We start from the raw sequence: 13,894 nt of genomic DNA, 5'->3' as shown, positions 1-13,894 counted from the left end.
ACGACGGGGGTCACGGAGTTTCAGGAAATAATAACGAATCGCGCAATAAATGATCGTTACCGCGACGGCGGGTGAAGCCGATGCGGTTGAAATACTCCAGGATCTGAATCGCCAGCTTGCGGCCCACGTTCAGCCGATCGCGGAAATCGGCTGCGCAGGTAGAACCCCGCTCCTGATCCAGCTCGCGGATCAGGTTCGCAAAGGCCACAATACGATCGTTACGGTAATAACGATCTTTCACGATCGCGACTATCAGCCCCTGCTGCGCCGCATGGCGCAATACCTGACGCATCACCTGCTCGTCGGTATTCGTTTCGCGGGCCAGATCGCGAACCCACCACGGCTCATCGCCAAACAGCGAGGCCACTTTTTGCCATACTGCCTCTTGCTCAGCGGTGAACCCGGCCTTGTGATCCGGAAGATGCAGCCAGCCGTGGTGGCTTTTGATCGCCCCGCTTTCGCGCATGTTTTCAATCAGCAGTAGCACCAGCGCATCGTCTTCCATCGGCAACGCCATGCGCCGCAGACGCTCACGGCCCGGGCCAGGCTCATCCTGATGCTGTTCATGGTACGTTGCGAGCGTGCTCAGTATCTTACGCTGCCAGCGTGCAGCAACAGGGGCGTTTAGCAGACTGTTTCCAGCCTGAATAAAGCCCGGCTGCTGGGCCAGCAGGCGTAACCCTTCCTCGCTCAGCTGGCGTGCCCATGCAAAATCACGCAGGCTCACCGCACCGCGCTCAAGATGCACCCGCAGCGCGGCGTTATCATCGCTGGCCTGCGCCAGAGCAGCCAGCCACTGCAGATATTCAGGCTTACGCTTGCCGCGTCGCGGCGGATTCAGCGCGACCACCCGTGCCCCGGCCAGCGTTTCCCGCGCGGAAATATCACGCAGAACCAGACGATCGTTGTCTGCAAGCCAGAGCGGTGAATCGAATACCAGTTCGGCAAGATCGTTTTCCAGCAGCGACACGCGCCCGGTGATATGGCTGGCCGCGTGGTGAATATGCAGCGGCTGCCATTGGGTCAGGGGCACGTTTGTCTGCAGGGAGACAATGACGCGTTCAGACGGCTCAGGAGGGGCATCGGCCAGCAGCCAGTCGCCGCGGTTAAGCTGCTCTTTTTCCGCATCCCCGGTAATGTTCAGCGCGATCCGCTGCCCGGCATGAGCACGCTCCGCGGGCTGGTTTTGCGCATGTAAGCCGCGCACGCGCATCGGTTTGTTAACGCCCGTCAGCCAGAGCGTATCACCTACGTTCACTTCACCGCTCAGCGCCGTCCCGGTCACCACCAGCCCCGCGCCTTTGACGGTAAACGCCCGGTCAATTGCCAGACGGAAGCGGTGATGGCTGGCGTGGTCACGCGACGAAAGCTGCTGTAAGTGGTGGCGAAGTTCATCGATACCGCGCCCTTCTGTCGCCACGGTGACAAAAAGCGGTGCATCGGCAAAACCATACTCTTGCAAGGTCGCCTGTACCGTTTCGCGCACCTCGCTGACGCGTGCGTCATCCACGCGGTCGGCTTTGGTCAGCGCCACGGTCAGCTGCGGGTTACCGGTCAGCTGCAGAATCGCCAGATGCTCACGAGTTTGCGCCATGACGCCATCATCGCAGGCCACCACCAGCAGGGCATGATCGATACCCCCCACGCCCGCCAGCATGTTGGACAGAAACTTTTCATGCCCCGGAACATCAATAAAACCCAGTACGCGACCGTCAGGCTGGGGCCAGTAGGCATAGCCCAGATCGATGGTCATGCCGCGCTTTTTCTCTTCCGGCAGGCGGTCGGCGTTTATGCCGGTAATCGCCTGCAGCAACGTGGTTTTTCCGTGGTCGACATGACCGGCGGTGGCAATAATCATTTCAACAACATCTCCAGAAATCGCTCTTCATCTTCAAGGCAGCGCAGATCCAGCCACATTCGGCCATCGTAAATCCGCCCGATAACCGGCGCGGGCAGGCCACGCCAGCGCGCCGACAGGGCTTCAAGGTGGCTGCCGCGCCCGTCACGCGGGGTGAACGTGAGCGCTTCACTCGGCAGCCTGTCCACCGGCAGCGAACCGCTGCCAATCTGCGACTGGCAGGGTTCAATGCGAACGTCAAAATCGGGGTAGTGCGGGGCAATGCGCGGCAGCAGTAATTCGGCCTGGGCGCGAATCGAGGCGGCATCACGGGTTAACAGACGCAGCGTGGGCAGGCGGTCGGCCAGTTTCTCCGGATGGAGATAGAGCCGCAGCGTCGCCTCCAGCGCGGCAAGCGTCATTTTATCGGCTCGCAGGGCGCGCTTGAGCGGATGCTGCTGCAGCTTCGCAATCAGCTCGCGCTTGCCGACGATAATCCCGGCCTGCGGCCCGCCCAGCAGCTTGTCGCCGGAAAAGCTGACCAGGCTAACGCCTGCGGCAATCATCTCTTGCGGCATCGGCTCTCTCGGCAGCCCGTAAAGGCTCAGATCCACCAGCGAGCCGCTGCCGAGATCGGCAATCACCGGAATATTCAGTTCGCGGCCAATCGCCGCCAGCTCTGCCTCTTCAACCGTTTTGGTGAAGCCTTCAATATGGTAATTGCTGGTGTGGACCTTCATCAGCAGGGCGGTATTTTCATTCACCGCCGCGCGATAATCTTTCGCATGGGTACGGTTAGTGGTGCCCACTTCATGTAGCGTGCAGCCCGCCTGGCGCATCACGTCCGGAATACGAAACGCCCCGCCAATCTCCACCAGCTCGCCGCGGGAAACCACCACCTCTTTGCCGCTGGCGGTGGCCGCCAGCATCAGCAGCACCGCTGCGGCGTTGTTATTCACAATGCAGGCATCTTCCGCGCCGGTCAGCTGGCACAGCAGGTCCGCCAGCGCCCGGTCACGATGCCCGCGTCCGGCGCCGTCCAGATCGTACTCCAGCGTCACGGGCGCCCGCATGGCTTGCACAACCGCCGCAACCGCCTCTTCCGCCTGCTGCGCGCGGCCCAGGTTGGTATGCAGCACGGTACCGGTCAGGTTAATCACCGGGCGTAACGCGCTTTGCGCTTTCTCATCCAGCCGGTGCTCAACTTCCTGCTCCCACGCCGCGCACCAGTCGGGCAAGGCGTTTTCTGCCTGAATAGCGCATCGGGCTTCGTCCTGAAGCAGGCGTAACATCTCCACCGTCGCGGTATGGCCAAAACGCTCAACGGCAGCATGAATGCGGGGCTCGCGAAGGAGACGGTCGGTAGCGGGGATCTGGCTGTACAGCGAATGATGAGTAGTCATGAAAGCGCCTGGCGAGTAAATATCTTCCCCCCTCCCGACGGGAGATGGGAAATGTAAGTTCAACCTATTGATTCAAAATAAATATATTTAAACAATCAATTTAAAAGCCACCACTAAGGCCCCCAAGACATCGTTGCTTGGTTGAGCCCCATATTGACCTTTGGGCCTCAAGTATATTCCCCATTCCCATTAACTCAATGAAATGGATCATAAGACTAATGTTCTTAGCTCTCTGCCAGCGCCCCCGGGTAGTGCCAGGCGATGATGTCATTCAGTTTATCGACCAGCTCTGGCCGCTTAAAGGTGATATGGGCTGTTCCCTTCTGGAAGTATTTGATCGCAAACATCTCATCTTCATAGCGGGTACCGTGCCGGTTAGCATGGATATGATCGCTCAGCCGACGGGTAACGTCAGCGCGGTTATCGGGGACAGGCTTGCCATCCAGAAGCATCAGCATGCGTTCAAGGTCAGCCAGGCGGTCACGCTGCCAGCCCCAGTTAAGCCCAAATCCCCACCGGTCATATTTGACCAGCCCGCTAACGATGATTTTCGCGCCAAACTTACAGGGGCTGTTGGTCTTATAATTCCAGGATAGCCCTTTAAATACATTGATTACACCCCGCTCAAACACCTCACCTTTATTCAGATGCAATTGCTCAAAGGTACTGAGGATATTCTCTTCACTGACCGCCGGAATATCCTCCTTTTCCAGGCTGTTGTGCCACTCATCACGGGCCTGAGCATCCATCAGGCTCAGCATTCCGGACCGTTGCATCAGCTCTCGCCATATACCACGATCAATATTGCGGGTGATCGCCTTCATCGCGGTTTCGGGTTTCTCCATCAGCCAGCAGTCGTAATGGTATTGCCGCATTCCCCATTCATTCGCTTTGCCCCCGCCAATACTGTCGGTTAGTACAGAAATATCGTCAAGCTGCTGTATCAGCGCTTCAATCTGTGCAATCGCGGTATTACGTCCGGTGACGATGCGTTCAATGCTGGTGGAGCAAATCACGTCGGTGTGGCCGGTGACCACTTCGGGTTCGGTGAGAGTCAGTTCTGACATCATTTCTTTCCTTATATAAAGCAAAGCGCCAGCCGGTGAGGACTGGCGCTTATGCGCGTGCGTTGAGTATGGTTCGGTGGCTAATTTGTTCTGGTCTGTTGCAGAAGCTGCAGATGGCGGAGTGCGCGAACGTCCTGTAATGCCTGTTCAATTCGAGGCAACAGGGCTGCTGAGTCGGTGTTGTCTTCGTCGTTGTCGAAGATGATCTCCGTACCGCAATCAATATTGTCCTGCAGCCAGCCAATCAGAATGTTGAGAGCGGCTTCGGTGGTTAATGTCAGCATAAGTTTTCTTCATGTTTTTGAGGTGGGGTTACCAGTCAAACATGGCGAATCCCGGCAGGAGATCGCCATCCGCATCCAGGTGCAGGATGTGGGTGCCGTAGCGTTGCATCAGCGTGATGACCAGACGGCGACAGGCTCCTGAGAGCCCAATCGCTTTAAGACGCAGCGCCGGGTGATGCCGGGCATTGAGCCTGAGCAGATAGCCGTAGCCGGTATCGTGTATCCAGTCGCAGTGACCACGTTTTGTTGCCTGTGCCAGTATCAGGCTGTCTTCCCGGGTAATATGCGCGGTACTGCAGCATATGCCCGGCAGACATACCGAAGGGGCCAGAGGCGCCAGTCCCCCCGACGAGCTGGTGGTAGTGGTTAATGTCATGGTTTGGGTTGTCCTGCTGAGTGTGAGTTACCAGTCAAAGGTTTCAAAATCGGGCAGCAGTTCACCAAAGGCGTCAAGGTGAATAATACCAACGGCGTAGCGACGGATGAGCGTCACGACTAACCGGCGGCAGGCTTTTGACAGACCCAGGCGTTTTAGCCGCAATACGGGAAATGACCACGCCTCCAGGCGGATCAGGTAGCCGGAGCCTGAAAAATGAATCCATTCAGACTCGCCAAAATCCTGCTCCTGATGCGACAGTGCATACAGCAGTGAGTTGTCTTCTGCCGTGATGTGCGCGGTACTGCAGCAGATCCCCGGTAATGACATATAGGGGGGCAGTGATGATTCAACGATGACCTTACCCGGTTCATCGGCGATCTGCAGCGTGCAGCCATTCTGGTTTACTGCGGCGATCAGTTCAGAGAGTTCAATGCCATCAATATCAACAACGATCCGGCCCATATTGAGGGCCAGAACGTTGATGGCGTCGGCTTCCACGTTAACGGACAGCTTCATTGTACCTCCCCGTTGTATTTGCCGCTGGTGATGTCGGTCACCACTTTGTACCCGCTGCGGGTCATCAGCCCGGTGGCTTTCCGAGCCCGGAGAATATCGATACTGCTGATAAGCGGTGACTGTGCTTCCGCGCTAAAACCATGGCGATCGGTACGCACCAGGTCGTACTTCTCCACGATAAAGTTCACCGCGTCGCACAGTGAGCTCCCGGCGTTGATGTGGTCCAGGATCACGCCGTCGTTGCCAAACGGCGTATCGTTGAGCGTCAGGCAGTAGTGACGGTCCAGCAGATGGATCAGCAGGGTCTGCCAGATCTCCACCGGTGATGGACGCGGATAAGCCTCCCGCATTGAGGGTAGTGCCTGGGTTTGCATTGGGTTTACTCCATTAATAAGGTCGCGCCAGCCGTTACGAAAACGGCTCCGCTGGTGGTATCGCCTGTACCAGACGACGGTGTGATGGCGGAGAGTCAGCTTCTGGCTGACGACTGTCCGCTGATAATCAGGGTGTTGTTGCTGCCTTCCAGACCCACCGCGTTTTGGGCGCTCCGGATATCTGCTGGCGTGAGTAATGGCGAGACGGGCAGGAGTGATTCTCCCCGATTATCAATACGCTCCAGGTCGCAGTCTTCAGCTACCTCGTTCAGGGCGTCAACCAGAGCATCACCGGCATCAATGCATTCCTGAATGGCACCATCATCACCAAACGGCGTGTCGTTGAGGGTAAGGCCGTAGTGACGCTCCAGCAGGTACTTCAGGAGGCGCTGCCACACGGTAATCGGTGATTTATGGGTTAAACGTTCAATCTCTGCGGCCCGTTTTGCGGAGACAGGATAAATTCTCATTAAGGTTATCTCTGTTAAATAAAAGAAAGGTGTTGGTGAGAGGGGATTTAACGTGGTACGTCACTGCCGGATGGTATCCAGCGCGGCTGCCAGCGTGTCCTGGTTAATGCCCTGTTCCGCGTCGTGGTTACTGGCGGCATGGCGTAAGGCCGCCTGAGCTTCTTTATCTGTGGCAGACGCATCCACGTTGCGCACATCGTCTTCGTACCATAGCGAACATAATACGAAATCATCGTGTTGATGCTGTTGCAACAGTTCAATGACCTCGCTGATTTTACAGGCGTGTGGCATGGCTATTAGCCTCCAGATTGTGCTTCAGGTGGCGTCGGGTAAATCGCGATATAGATGTACCCGTGCGAACCGAGGGAGTCGGCCTCACAGGTCAGCCCTTTTGCGTAAAGCGTGACGCCGTGCGGGCGGCGTGGGTTTAGTTCGCCGAGGGGCAGCTTCAGCTCAAGCTGCTTAAGCAATAAAGGAAACGCCTGGTCGAGATGGCGTAAATCCGCCTCGCTGAACCGCCCGGTGATGCTGGCGCGGTCCGCCAGATAATGCAGCCGGTTGCCCTCCTGCACCAGGCGTGCACCAAAGCACGGGATGACATCGCGCTTAAGCCCCCACCAAGGCTCTGAGATGTTGTGGTTTACGGGTGGTGTGTTATTCGACATATTCGTGTTCCTTAACCGTCAGTTGAGCGTGACGCAACGCAGGGTCACATAAGGGCCATCGCGGTCCTGACGACGTTCAGCGAACACTGCGAGCACACCGCGGATATCCTGCACCTCCCGCCCGGCATAGTGGCAGACACTGCCGGACCACTGATACCGCCCGGTGCAGAAGCGAAACAACCGGGACTGCGGATGCTGACGGTAAATCGTCATTGCCTGGCGCTTGCTGATAATCTTCATCGATATTTTCCTTCTTAAAGCCAGCCTCGCTCTGCAAACGAGATGGTCTCCATCCCGCCCACCACCAGATGGTCCAGCAGGCGGATGTCGACCAGCTCCAGCGCCTGCTTCAGACGGGCAGTGATTTGTCTGTCAGCATGGCTGGGCTCTGCCTCTCCGGACGGATGGTTGTGTGAAAGTATTGCGGCGGCGGCATTGTGCTTCAGGCCGGCCTTTACGACCTCGCGTGGATGCACGGTGATACTGTTGATGGTGCCCATAAACAGGGTGTCGTGGTCTATCAGGCGATGCTGGTTGTCGAGCCACAAAACGGAGAGCGCTTCTCTCTCCAGAGGCGCGAGATGCAGGCGCAGCCAGTCGCGGACGGCATTGCTGGACGTAAATGACGCGCCGGGTTCACGTAGCTGGCATTCCAGCAGGGTCAGTGCTGTCCGGATGGTCTGCTGGTCGGCTGGGGCTAATTCACGGGCAAACAACGGTAACTGGTGTTCCATAGCGGCTGACCTCAGTCGATGATGTGCATGATAGCGCTGCATTCCGGGTGATTCAGCGCATAGTCCCGCAGACGATAATAGTGCTCCGTCATGGCGTCGCTTTCGGTGCGCATGGCGTGGTGGCTGTAAGTCATCAGACAGACGGCAATCCCGGCGGCCTCGCTGCTGAGCTCACCGCCGTTACCGTTCATGGTGTTGAACAGCGACCATTGTTCACCAGTATTGTCGTCAGCTTCCGGGGCCATAAAGGCACCACCGTTACTCAGCGTGTAAAAATTCCAGATACCGCCGTTGTAGTCAGCGCAGAAGCGGTCCATCCAGGCGAAGATAGTGGGTTCAAGAATTATCCACTGCGGTATGCGTCCGAAGTGCTGCGGCCAGAAGCCGATGCGCTGCTCGTCGGGTACGAGGCTTGCGGTCAGTGCGGGTGCGGAACCGGCACCGGCACCGGCACCGGCAGGTTGGGGTTGTAACGGGAGGGTGTCGTTAAGGTTGATAATGTCGGTCATAGTCGTTTTTCCTTGTTTATTTCTCGGATGGGGGAGACTGGTTTAGCTGGAACGACGGGCAGGACTGCGCATCGCCGTTCTCATCACAACAGGCGGGCCATATAGTGTCGGCGAGGCTTAACTGGCAGAGGCTGAGTTCTCCGGGGCGGTAGAGAAGATGTGTGCACCAGGCGCACAGGTCGTCATCAGAGATGGAGCGGCAGCCCGGAGCCTCATTCAGGGAAAGCGGATAAACGTCCGCCTGACGGGCATCGTCTGTAACATGCTGCATCAGCTCAGAGCCTGCTGCAGCTCTTCGGCCATCACCCAGAGCGCCCTGTTGAGCTTAACGTCGCCATCAATCCCGTTAACCGCACGGGTGCGGGTACGTTTACCCTGTGCGGTGCGCCCCGGCAGGCCACCTTTCAGCAACGATTCCTGAATGCGGTTATAAACGGTCCACAGGTCGTCCTGACGGTCCTCATACCGGCGTGGCGTCAGTATCTGCGCAGCGGTTACCGGCTGGTGCTCTTCGCCAAAGCGGTACGCCAGTGCAGCGTTCGCCAGGGCATGTTGTGCCGGTGGCGGCAGGCGTAACGACTGCATTGCATCGCGTTTCTCTTCCACCCGGTCAAAAACGCTGAGCACTTTATAAGCACCATCAATCACCTTCCCGGCCACATCGCCACGATGCGGTACGCGAATTTCACCGAACGACAGTCCGCAGACGAGCCCGTTGGTGCAGATGGCTCTGAACAGCCCAGGCAGCATCTGGTATGAGCTGGAGCCATCATGCGAGTTGAGCAAAATGATCTCCGGTACCTGCTGGCCATTGATCTGCCCGGCCCGACGCAGACGTAACAGGTGTTTGGTGTGCTCTCGTCGGGTCTGGTCACGAACGCGTGACTGGCAGGCGAAGAAGGGTTCAAAGCCTTCACGCTGAAGATTGTCGAGCAGGGTAATGGTGGGGATGTAAGCGTATTTTTCGCTTCTGGACTCGTGGCGCTCTTCACTGAAGACGCTGGGAACGACCTGCATCAGTTCTTCACGGGTTAACGGTCTGTCGCGGCGTATCTGGTTTATACGTCCGAAGCTGCTGGCTAAACGCATGGTTAATTTCCTTCGTTGGTTGATTTAACGGCATAAACAAAAAGGCCATGCGCCCCGGAGGGAACATGGCCTGTTGGTGTGGTTGGTATTTGGGCGAGGCCCGTGGTGAGTCAGTCACCGGGGATACCGTGGCTGAGCAGATAACGGTTAAGCCATTCCCCGGCACCGGCTTCAAAATTCCACGCCCGCCAGAGTAATTGTCCCTCGTGGTCGCGAATGACCAGCCGAAAATGCGTCCCCTGGTCATCTTCTATGGCGACGTTATGGTATGCCGCTACCACAGCAACCGCCTGCCTGCGGGTAAACGGACCGGACGGTAGTGGGGTATCGTCGGTGTTGTGCATCGTCATCTCCTGATGAATGGCATAAAACAAAATGCCCCGCTCAGTGAGCAGGGCATCAACGGGAGGCTCCAGGTGTGGCGATAAGCTGCAGTATCTGCTCCATCAGCGCTGCGATTAAGGCACCTGCCAGCAGGGCTGCCGTCTGTCTGGCAATATAGATGCTGTCTTCGTCGTAACCTTCTTTGCGGAAGTGGTCTTCCACAAACTGCTGTGCCCGGCTACTGGCGCACCATGTCAGCACCATGTCAGCACCTGACGCAGGGAGTTGAGCACAATTTTCAGTAATGTCATTGGGTCAAATCTCGGAGGGGAGCCCGGATGGATGAGGGGCATTCACTGATGCCCCTGCCGGGTAAATAAGAGGAGGGATGGCGTTACTGCGATGACGGAGATTCTGGCGGCACGGGGGCCTGACCGTGAATAATCCGGTGTTTTGCCAGCGCCTGCGGCATGTCGTTGATGCAGTACGTGATGTAGAAAACGTTGAAGATAACGGTGTAGAACGCGTTCATTTTCAGGTCAAAGCGGAAGGTGTTCAGCGCATAGTGTCGCAGTGCGGCTCTGGCCTTAAAGGCCCAGACGATGTACATCACGCCGCAGGCCAGCGACAGAATGCCGCTTAAGGCCAGCAGTGCATCGCTGCCCGTGTCGTAGCCCGCGAGGTCCGGTGAGGCCATCACGCCGAACTGTCGTCCGAGCCCAAAAAAGACGGCGAGCCAGATGATAAACAGGTTGCCGCAAACCGGATACCCGGTGGCCTCGCTGATAATCTGCTGCTTTTTGTACAGCCAGAGCAGCGGCCAGACACCGAAGGTGACGATGCTGAGCAGAACAAAATGCAGGGTGGGTGTTTCCAGTCGTTGGCTGAGTGTCGAGATGTCGGTCATATCGTATTGTCCTTGATTGATTTTGCTGTAAACAGGGGGCGATGGGTTACCCGGCGGTGAGTGTCGTGCATTCGGGCATAGCAGCCAGAACCTTATGGACGTTTCCGGCTGAAGGGGAAAAATGCCCCACCTTTTTGTCGTTGACGTAAATCTCAAACGACGTTGCCTTTCTGATGGCATCAATGAACGAGAGCCAGGCGTTGTCGCCGTTACGCCAGCCCAGAGAGGACGGCAACGGGAACGGCTGGTCATCCGTGACGACGGTGATGGCGGTTTTCTCATCCTGTGAATCGGCACCGCTGCCGTCAGGCAGGGTGAGCATGACGTGATGCTGCAGGATGTTCTGGTCGTCAGGATTGCCGGTGCAGTTGAGATTCAGCATGGTGTTTTCCGGGCTGGTGATGATGTACTCGGTGACGCCCATATCGAAGCCACTGCTCCACATATTGGGAACCGCGTGTGCCGTGATGGCAAAGGTCAGTAATCCTGCTGGCAGGATGGCGTGCATGAATCGCATGGTGTTTTTCCTTCTGAGTCAAATTGTTGTTGAGTGCCAGCTGTGTTACATGAGTTGTTTACCCACGGCGATAAGCCCGGCCAGCCAGCCGATACACTGTGGCCCCACAAGCCAGAACAGGCGGGCCTTGAGTAATCCGGTCATTCCTTCGCGGGTGTATACCGCGTCCGGCATCAGCCATTGTCGAAGAGCAGCACCGACCGTCATACCGGCTCCGGGCCCCAGGGTCATCCAGAACAGATATCCCATTCCCTGACCAAAACTGCGTATCTCGCCGGTACTCCCGAACACGTTAAACAGCACGACCACAAGCGCGATGGTGAAGGCAATCGCGAAATATTTAATGACAAGAGCCATGTTCAGATTTCCTTTTTTCTGCACTGCTGAGCGCCACTCAGCATGTTGTCCATGAAGCGCGGAGGAACATAACCGTACTGCTGGTTCATTTTCTCCAGTTCCCCGTGGGTATATTTCGTTTTGAGGTCGTCCCAGATACATCCGCAAAGGGCGGTCGTGCCACCACCGGATTTACAGCCCCGGATAAACTCGCTTTCGGCTTTGGATTTCGCATCACCGCAGCCACTGAGTACCACTGTCGATAACACCAGGCAGATCGCGGAAAAATAACGTGCCGAACGGTGTGAATCGCCAGCAAGGGAAGTGTTCATTGCTATATCCTTGAATAAACAGAGGTTTTAGTTTGATAAAACGGGTTAAAGGCCATCCTGTTGGGGTATGCCTTCATCCTGCAATCCGTGGCTGATGTCGTTAACCACGGTGTCCGGGTCAAGCGTAATGGTCGCCAGATGCTTTCCGGTATCGGGACTGCACCGGTATACATCGAGCGCGGCAAAGGGTTTGCCTTCATCGTTGCTTCCGGCTGATACCTGGTAAGTGGTATCGCCGTTGCGGACGGTAAATTCCTGCAGGCTGATAACCTGGTTGCTCTGGTACGCGTAGCGCGTTGCCTGAGCCGGAACAGTGATGTCCATCTCCTTATGTTCCGCGCCGGTCCTGCCGAATGAATATGCCACCGACGGGGTGACGATGCAGATTTCGACCTCCTTTTTGTGGTTCAGGGTCTGCGCATAAAAGACCGGCTTTACGCAACGCTGATAATGGGCGTCGCGCAGGGCGTCAGGTGTGTCTGCATGCGCAACCGGCAGGGTACAAAATGTGGCAAACAGGGTGACAGTAAGTGCTCTCATTCGGCTTTCCTTGTGGTGGTGTAAGTCCGTCATTCCTGAAACGTGCGAATGACATCGCTGATAAAGCGAAAATGGGGAAGTGCGCTGATAAAGCTCTCTTCGGTGATAAGCGAACAGATGTCGCTCCGGCGACGAAAGGTCTGTACCGACAGCGAGACCGAGATGATTTCCTCCAGCCGGAATACCCGCAGGCTTCCGTCCTGGCAGGCAACCAGATACCAGTGCTGGTGCCGGTAAATCAGACGGTAAGGCTCCAGGGTGTCGTGACGGACACCACCAACCAGCAGACTGACAACCTGATGGTGATGAATGGCTTCGGCCAGACGGTGGAAACTGTCAGCATGCGCCCATGATGGCGGTGAGTCGTGCCAGATAAAACAGGGCGAGGTGCCGGTTTCATTCATCAGCAGGTGCATCAGTTGTCGGCTCTGCGACGGAATGATGCGGGCGATGCCGGTGCTGCGGGCAAAGGACAATGCCCCCGGAGAGTAATCACGCGTGGCGTTTTCGCTGAGCCGGTACGTACCGTTCTCCCCGATAATATCGAGGTGGACCAGTCGCTGATAAAAATCGCGGCGCAGGGTGCGCTCAGAAACGCCAAACTCCCCGGACAGCGCCTGCAGGTTCAGCGTTTCTCCGGTCATTAAGCGGCTGATGATGACCGACAGTCTGACGGCCATCCGGTCATAGCGGGTCTCTTCATCTGCGCGTGGCATGGGCGCTCCATGTGAAAAAACAGGTCGATATTTCATGGGGTTATTATGCAGGAGTGGGTGGACACGTTATGACCACCCTGAGCGTTGGCAGGAAGAAAGTATGAAAATTTTAGGTGAGGATTAACAAAGGGTTAGTATTGTTCAGTCAAGAAAAGGCCGCACACGGACACTCCCTGTCATCATAGCTCCAGGGGAGGAAGGGGAAAACAGGCTCAGAAAACACCGGACCACAGGGCCCGGTGGTAATTATGGCTGATACCGCTGAGCGTTAAGGCGCATTGAAGGTATGCTCACAGCGCGTACAGCCATATTCATCAAATATCGTCCCGTCCAGCTTTTCACCGGCAACCGCTCCCGCCACCGCGCCAGCACAGGCACCTGACAGAAAACCAATGAGTCCTCCGGCCAGCGTGCCGACCACAGGCACGACGGAGCCAATCATCGCACCTGCCGTCGCTCCTTCCAAACCAGCGAGCCCCCCGGCAATGGCCCCGGTCACCCCACCTGTCTTTTTACCCACATGGCGCAGCTGTATGTTTTGCGAACCGCAATTCGGACAATGCATTTCCTTCTCCTGGTTACTGGCAATAATTAGCCGCCTTCATGAGCTGGCGGACCGTGTATAAGAGAGACCCGGGTACCGGAACAGGAAGCAGAGCAGTGATTTAGCGGGAGAAGCATACACACGGGTATTTTGCGGGACCGTTGATCCGGGAGAAGGCATAACGACGGTAACAGGGCATCAGAACCCCATTTTTTCTTATCGGACACATTAACCTCCGTGAGTGAAATAACAAAACGGCAACATTTCTGCTGCCATTCTCACTTGAGTAATATAGGTCTGAAATTTTTTTGAATGCAGTTTCTGGCCGTGTGATTATTACCATTCACTCTT

Annotated in this window: 24 protein-coding genes; all 24 read right to left on the bottom strand. The window is 56.6% G+C overall.

The window, feature by feature from the left end:
* Positions 1-10: 10 nt before the first annotated feature.
* Positions 11-1,858: a selenocysteine-specific translation elongation factor gene (gene selB, locus ACERY3_RS22080; protein WP_373226536.1), complete on the bottom strand. Its 1,848-nt coding sequence runs from the start codon at positions 1,856-1,858 to the stop codon at positions 11-13.
* Positions 1,855-3,240 carry an L-seryl-tRNA(Sec) selenium transferase gene (selA, locus tag ACERY3_RS22075; RefSeq protein WP_064673799.1) on the bottom strand — a complete coding sequence of 462 codons (1,386 nt, stop codon included), beginning with the start codon at positions 3,238-3,240 and terminating at the stop codon, positions 1,855-1,857. Before selA ends, selB begins: the two co-directional genes overlap by 4 nt.
* 224 nt (positions 3,241-3,464) lie before the next feature.
* The gene (locus ACERY3_RS22070; protein ID WP_373226558.1) at positions 3,465-4,307 is read right to left on the bottom strand and encodes a DUF4942 domain-containing protein; all 843 of its coding nucleotides are present in this window, start codon (positions 4,305-4,307) and stop codon (positions 3,465-3,467) included.
* An 80-nt stretch (positions 4,308-4,387) separates the two neighbouring features.
* Entirely contained in the window at positions 4,388-4,591 is a 204-nt protein-coding gene (locus ACERY3_RS22065) for a hypothetical protein (protein WP_373226534.1), read from the bottom strand.
* A gap of 28 nt (positions 4,592-4,619) precedes the next feature.
* Positions 4,620-4,967 (bottom strand): DUF5983 family protein, encoded by a 348-nt coding sequence (locus ACERY3_RS22060; RefSeq protein ID WP_373226533.1) that lies wholly within the window; start codon positions 4,965-4,967, stop codon positions 4,620-4,622.
* A 27-nt stretch (positions 4,968-4,994) separates the two neighbouring features.
* Positions 4,995-5,486, bottom strand: a complete 492-nt coding sequence (locus ACERY3_RS22055; protein ID WP_373226532.1) for a DUF5983 family protein — start codon at positions 5,484-5,486, stop codon at positions 4,995-4,997.
* The gene (locus ACERY3_RS22050) at positions 5,483-5,860 is read right to left on the bottom strand and encodes a TA system toxin CbtA family protein (protein ID WP_373226530.1); all 378 of its coding nucleotides are present in this window, start codon (positions 5,858-5,860) and stop codon (positions 5,483-5,485) included. Before ACERY3_RS22050 ends, ACERY3_RS22055 begins: the two co-directional genes overlap by 4 nt.
* 95 nt (positions 5,861-5,955) lie before the next feature.
* A complete protein-coding gene (locus ACERY3_RS22045) occupies positions 5,956-6,330 on the bottom strand; it encodes a TA system toxin CbtA family protein (RefSeq protein ID WP_373226528.1) in 375 nt (124 codons plus the stop codon).
* A gap of 60 nt (positions 6,331-6,390) precedes the next feature.
* On the bottom strand, positions 6,391-6,621 hold the full coding sequence (locus ACERY3_RS22040) for a hypothetical protein (RefSeq protein WP_373226526.1): 231 nt from the start codon (positions 6,619-6,621) through the stop codon (positions 6,391-6,393).
* 5 nt (positions 6,622-6,626) lie between these two features.
* Complete coding sequence (locus tag ACERY3_RS22035) at positions 6,627-6,995, bottom strand: type IV toxin-antitoxin system YeeU family antitoxin (RefSeq protein WP_373226524.1); 369 nt, start codon at positions 6,993-6,995, stop codon at positions 6,627-6,629.
* Positions 6,996-7,013: 18 nt separating this feature from the next.
* Complete coding sequence (locus ACERY3_RS22030) at positions 7,014-7,235, bottom strand: DUF987 domain-containing protein (protein ID WP_373226522.1); 222 nt, start codon at positions 7,233-7,235, stop codon at positions 7,014-7,016.
* A 14-nt stretch (positions 7,236-7,249) separates the two neighbouring features.
* Positions 7,250-7,729 carry a DNA repair protein RadC gene (radC, locus tag ACERY3_RS22025; protein ID WP_373226055.1) on the bottom strand — a complete coding sequence of 160 codons (480 nt, stop codon included), beginning with the start codon at positions 7,727-7,729 and terminating at the stop codon, positions 7,250-7,252.
* Positions 7,730-7,740: 11 nt separating this feature from the next.
* Positions 7,741-8,238 (bottom strand): antirestriction protein, encoded by a 498-nt coding sequence (locus tag ACERY3_RS22020; protein WP_373226521.1) that lies wholly within the window; start codon positions 8,236-8,238, stop codon positions 7,741-7,743.
* 16 nt (positions 8,239-8,254) lie between these two features.
* Positions 8,255-8,509, bottom strand: coding sequence for a hypothetical protein (locus ACERY3_RS22015; protein ID WP_373226519.1), 255 nt, complete (start codon positions 8,507-8,509; stop codon positions 8,255-8,257).
* The gene (locus ACERY3_RS22010) at positions 8,509-9,327 is read right to left on the bottom strand and encodes a DUF932 domain-containing protein (RefSeq protein WP_373226518.1); all 819 of its coding nucleotides are present in this window, start codon (positions 9,325-9,327) and stop codon (positions 8,509-8,511) included. Before ACERY3_RS22010 ends, ACERY3_RS22015 begins: the two co-directional genes overlap by 1 nt.
* 110 nt (positions 9,328-9,437) lie before the next feature.
* Entirely contained in the window at positions 9,438-9,671 is a 234-nt protein-coding gene (locus tag ACERY3_RS22005) for a DUF905 domain-containing protein (protein WP_195869513.1), read from the bottom strand.
* Positions 9,672-9,726: 55 nt separating this feature from the next.
* Positions 9,727-9,915, bottom strand: a complete 189-nt coding sequence (locus tag ACERY3_RS22000) for a hypothetical protein (RefSeq protein ID WP_373226517.1) — start codon at positions 9,913-9,915, stop codon at positions 9,727-9,729.
* A 130-nt stretch (positions 9,916-10,045) separates the two neighbouring features.
* The gene (locus ACERY3_RS21995; RefSeq protein WP_262771636.1) at positions 10,046-10,558 is read right to left on the bottom strand and encodes a DUF4234 domain-containing protein; all 513 of its coding nucleotides are present in this window, start codon (positions 10,556-10,558) and stop codon (positions 10,046-10,048) included.
* Between the two features lie 46 nt (positions 10,559-10,604).
* Positions 10,605-11,075 (bottom strand): hypothetical protein, encoded by a 471-nt coding sequence (locus tag ACERY3_RS21990; protein ID WP_262771634.1) that lies wholly within the window; start codon positions 11,073-11,075, stop codon positions 10,605-10,607.
* Positions 11,076-11,120: 45 nt separating this feature from the next.
* Complete coding sequence (locus ACERY3_RS21985; RefSeq protein WP_262771632.1) at positions 11,121-11,432, bottom strand: hypothetical protein; 312 nt, start codon at positions 11,430-11,432, stop codon at positions 11,121-11,123.
* 2 nt (positions 11,433-11,434) lie between these two features.
* On the bottom strand, positions 11,435-11,743 hold the full coding sequence (locus tag ACERY3_RS21980; protein ID WP_373226516.1) for a hypothetical protein: 309 nt from the start codon (positions 11,741-11,743) through the stop codon (positions 11,435-11,437).
* Positions 11,744-11,788: 45 nt separating this feature from the next.
* Complete coding sequence (locus ACERY3_RS21975; protein WP_373226514.1) at positions 11,789-12,283, bottom strand: hypothetical protein; 495 nt, start codon at positions 12,281-12,283, stop codon at positions 11,789-11,791.
* A gap of 29 nt (positions 12,284-12,312) precedes the next feature.
* The gene (locus ACERY3_RS21970) at positions 12,313-12,999 is read right to left on the bottom strand and encodes a YafY family protein (protein WP_212563224.1); all 687 of its coding nucleotides are present in this window, start codon (positions 12,997-12,999) and stop codon (positions 12,313-12,315) included.
* Between the two features lie 268 nt (positions 13,000-13,267).
* Entirely contained in the window at positions 13,268-13,564 is a 297-nt protein-coding gene (locus tag ACERY3_RS21965) for a hypothetical protein (protein WP_373226513.1), read from the bottom strand.
* Positions 13,565-13,894 lie beyond the last annotated feature (330 nt).

Source organism: Enterobacter cloacae complex sp. ESBL7, assembly GCF_041679625.1.
Lineage (GTDB): Bacteria > Pseudomonadota > Gammaproteobacteria > Enterobacterales > Enterobacteriaceae > Enterobacter > Enterobacter asburiae_B.
Note: the sequence above shows the minus strand (reverse complement) of the source record. Positions and strands in the feature narration are given on the sequence as shown.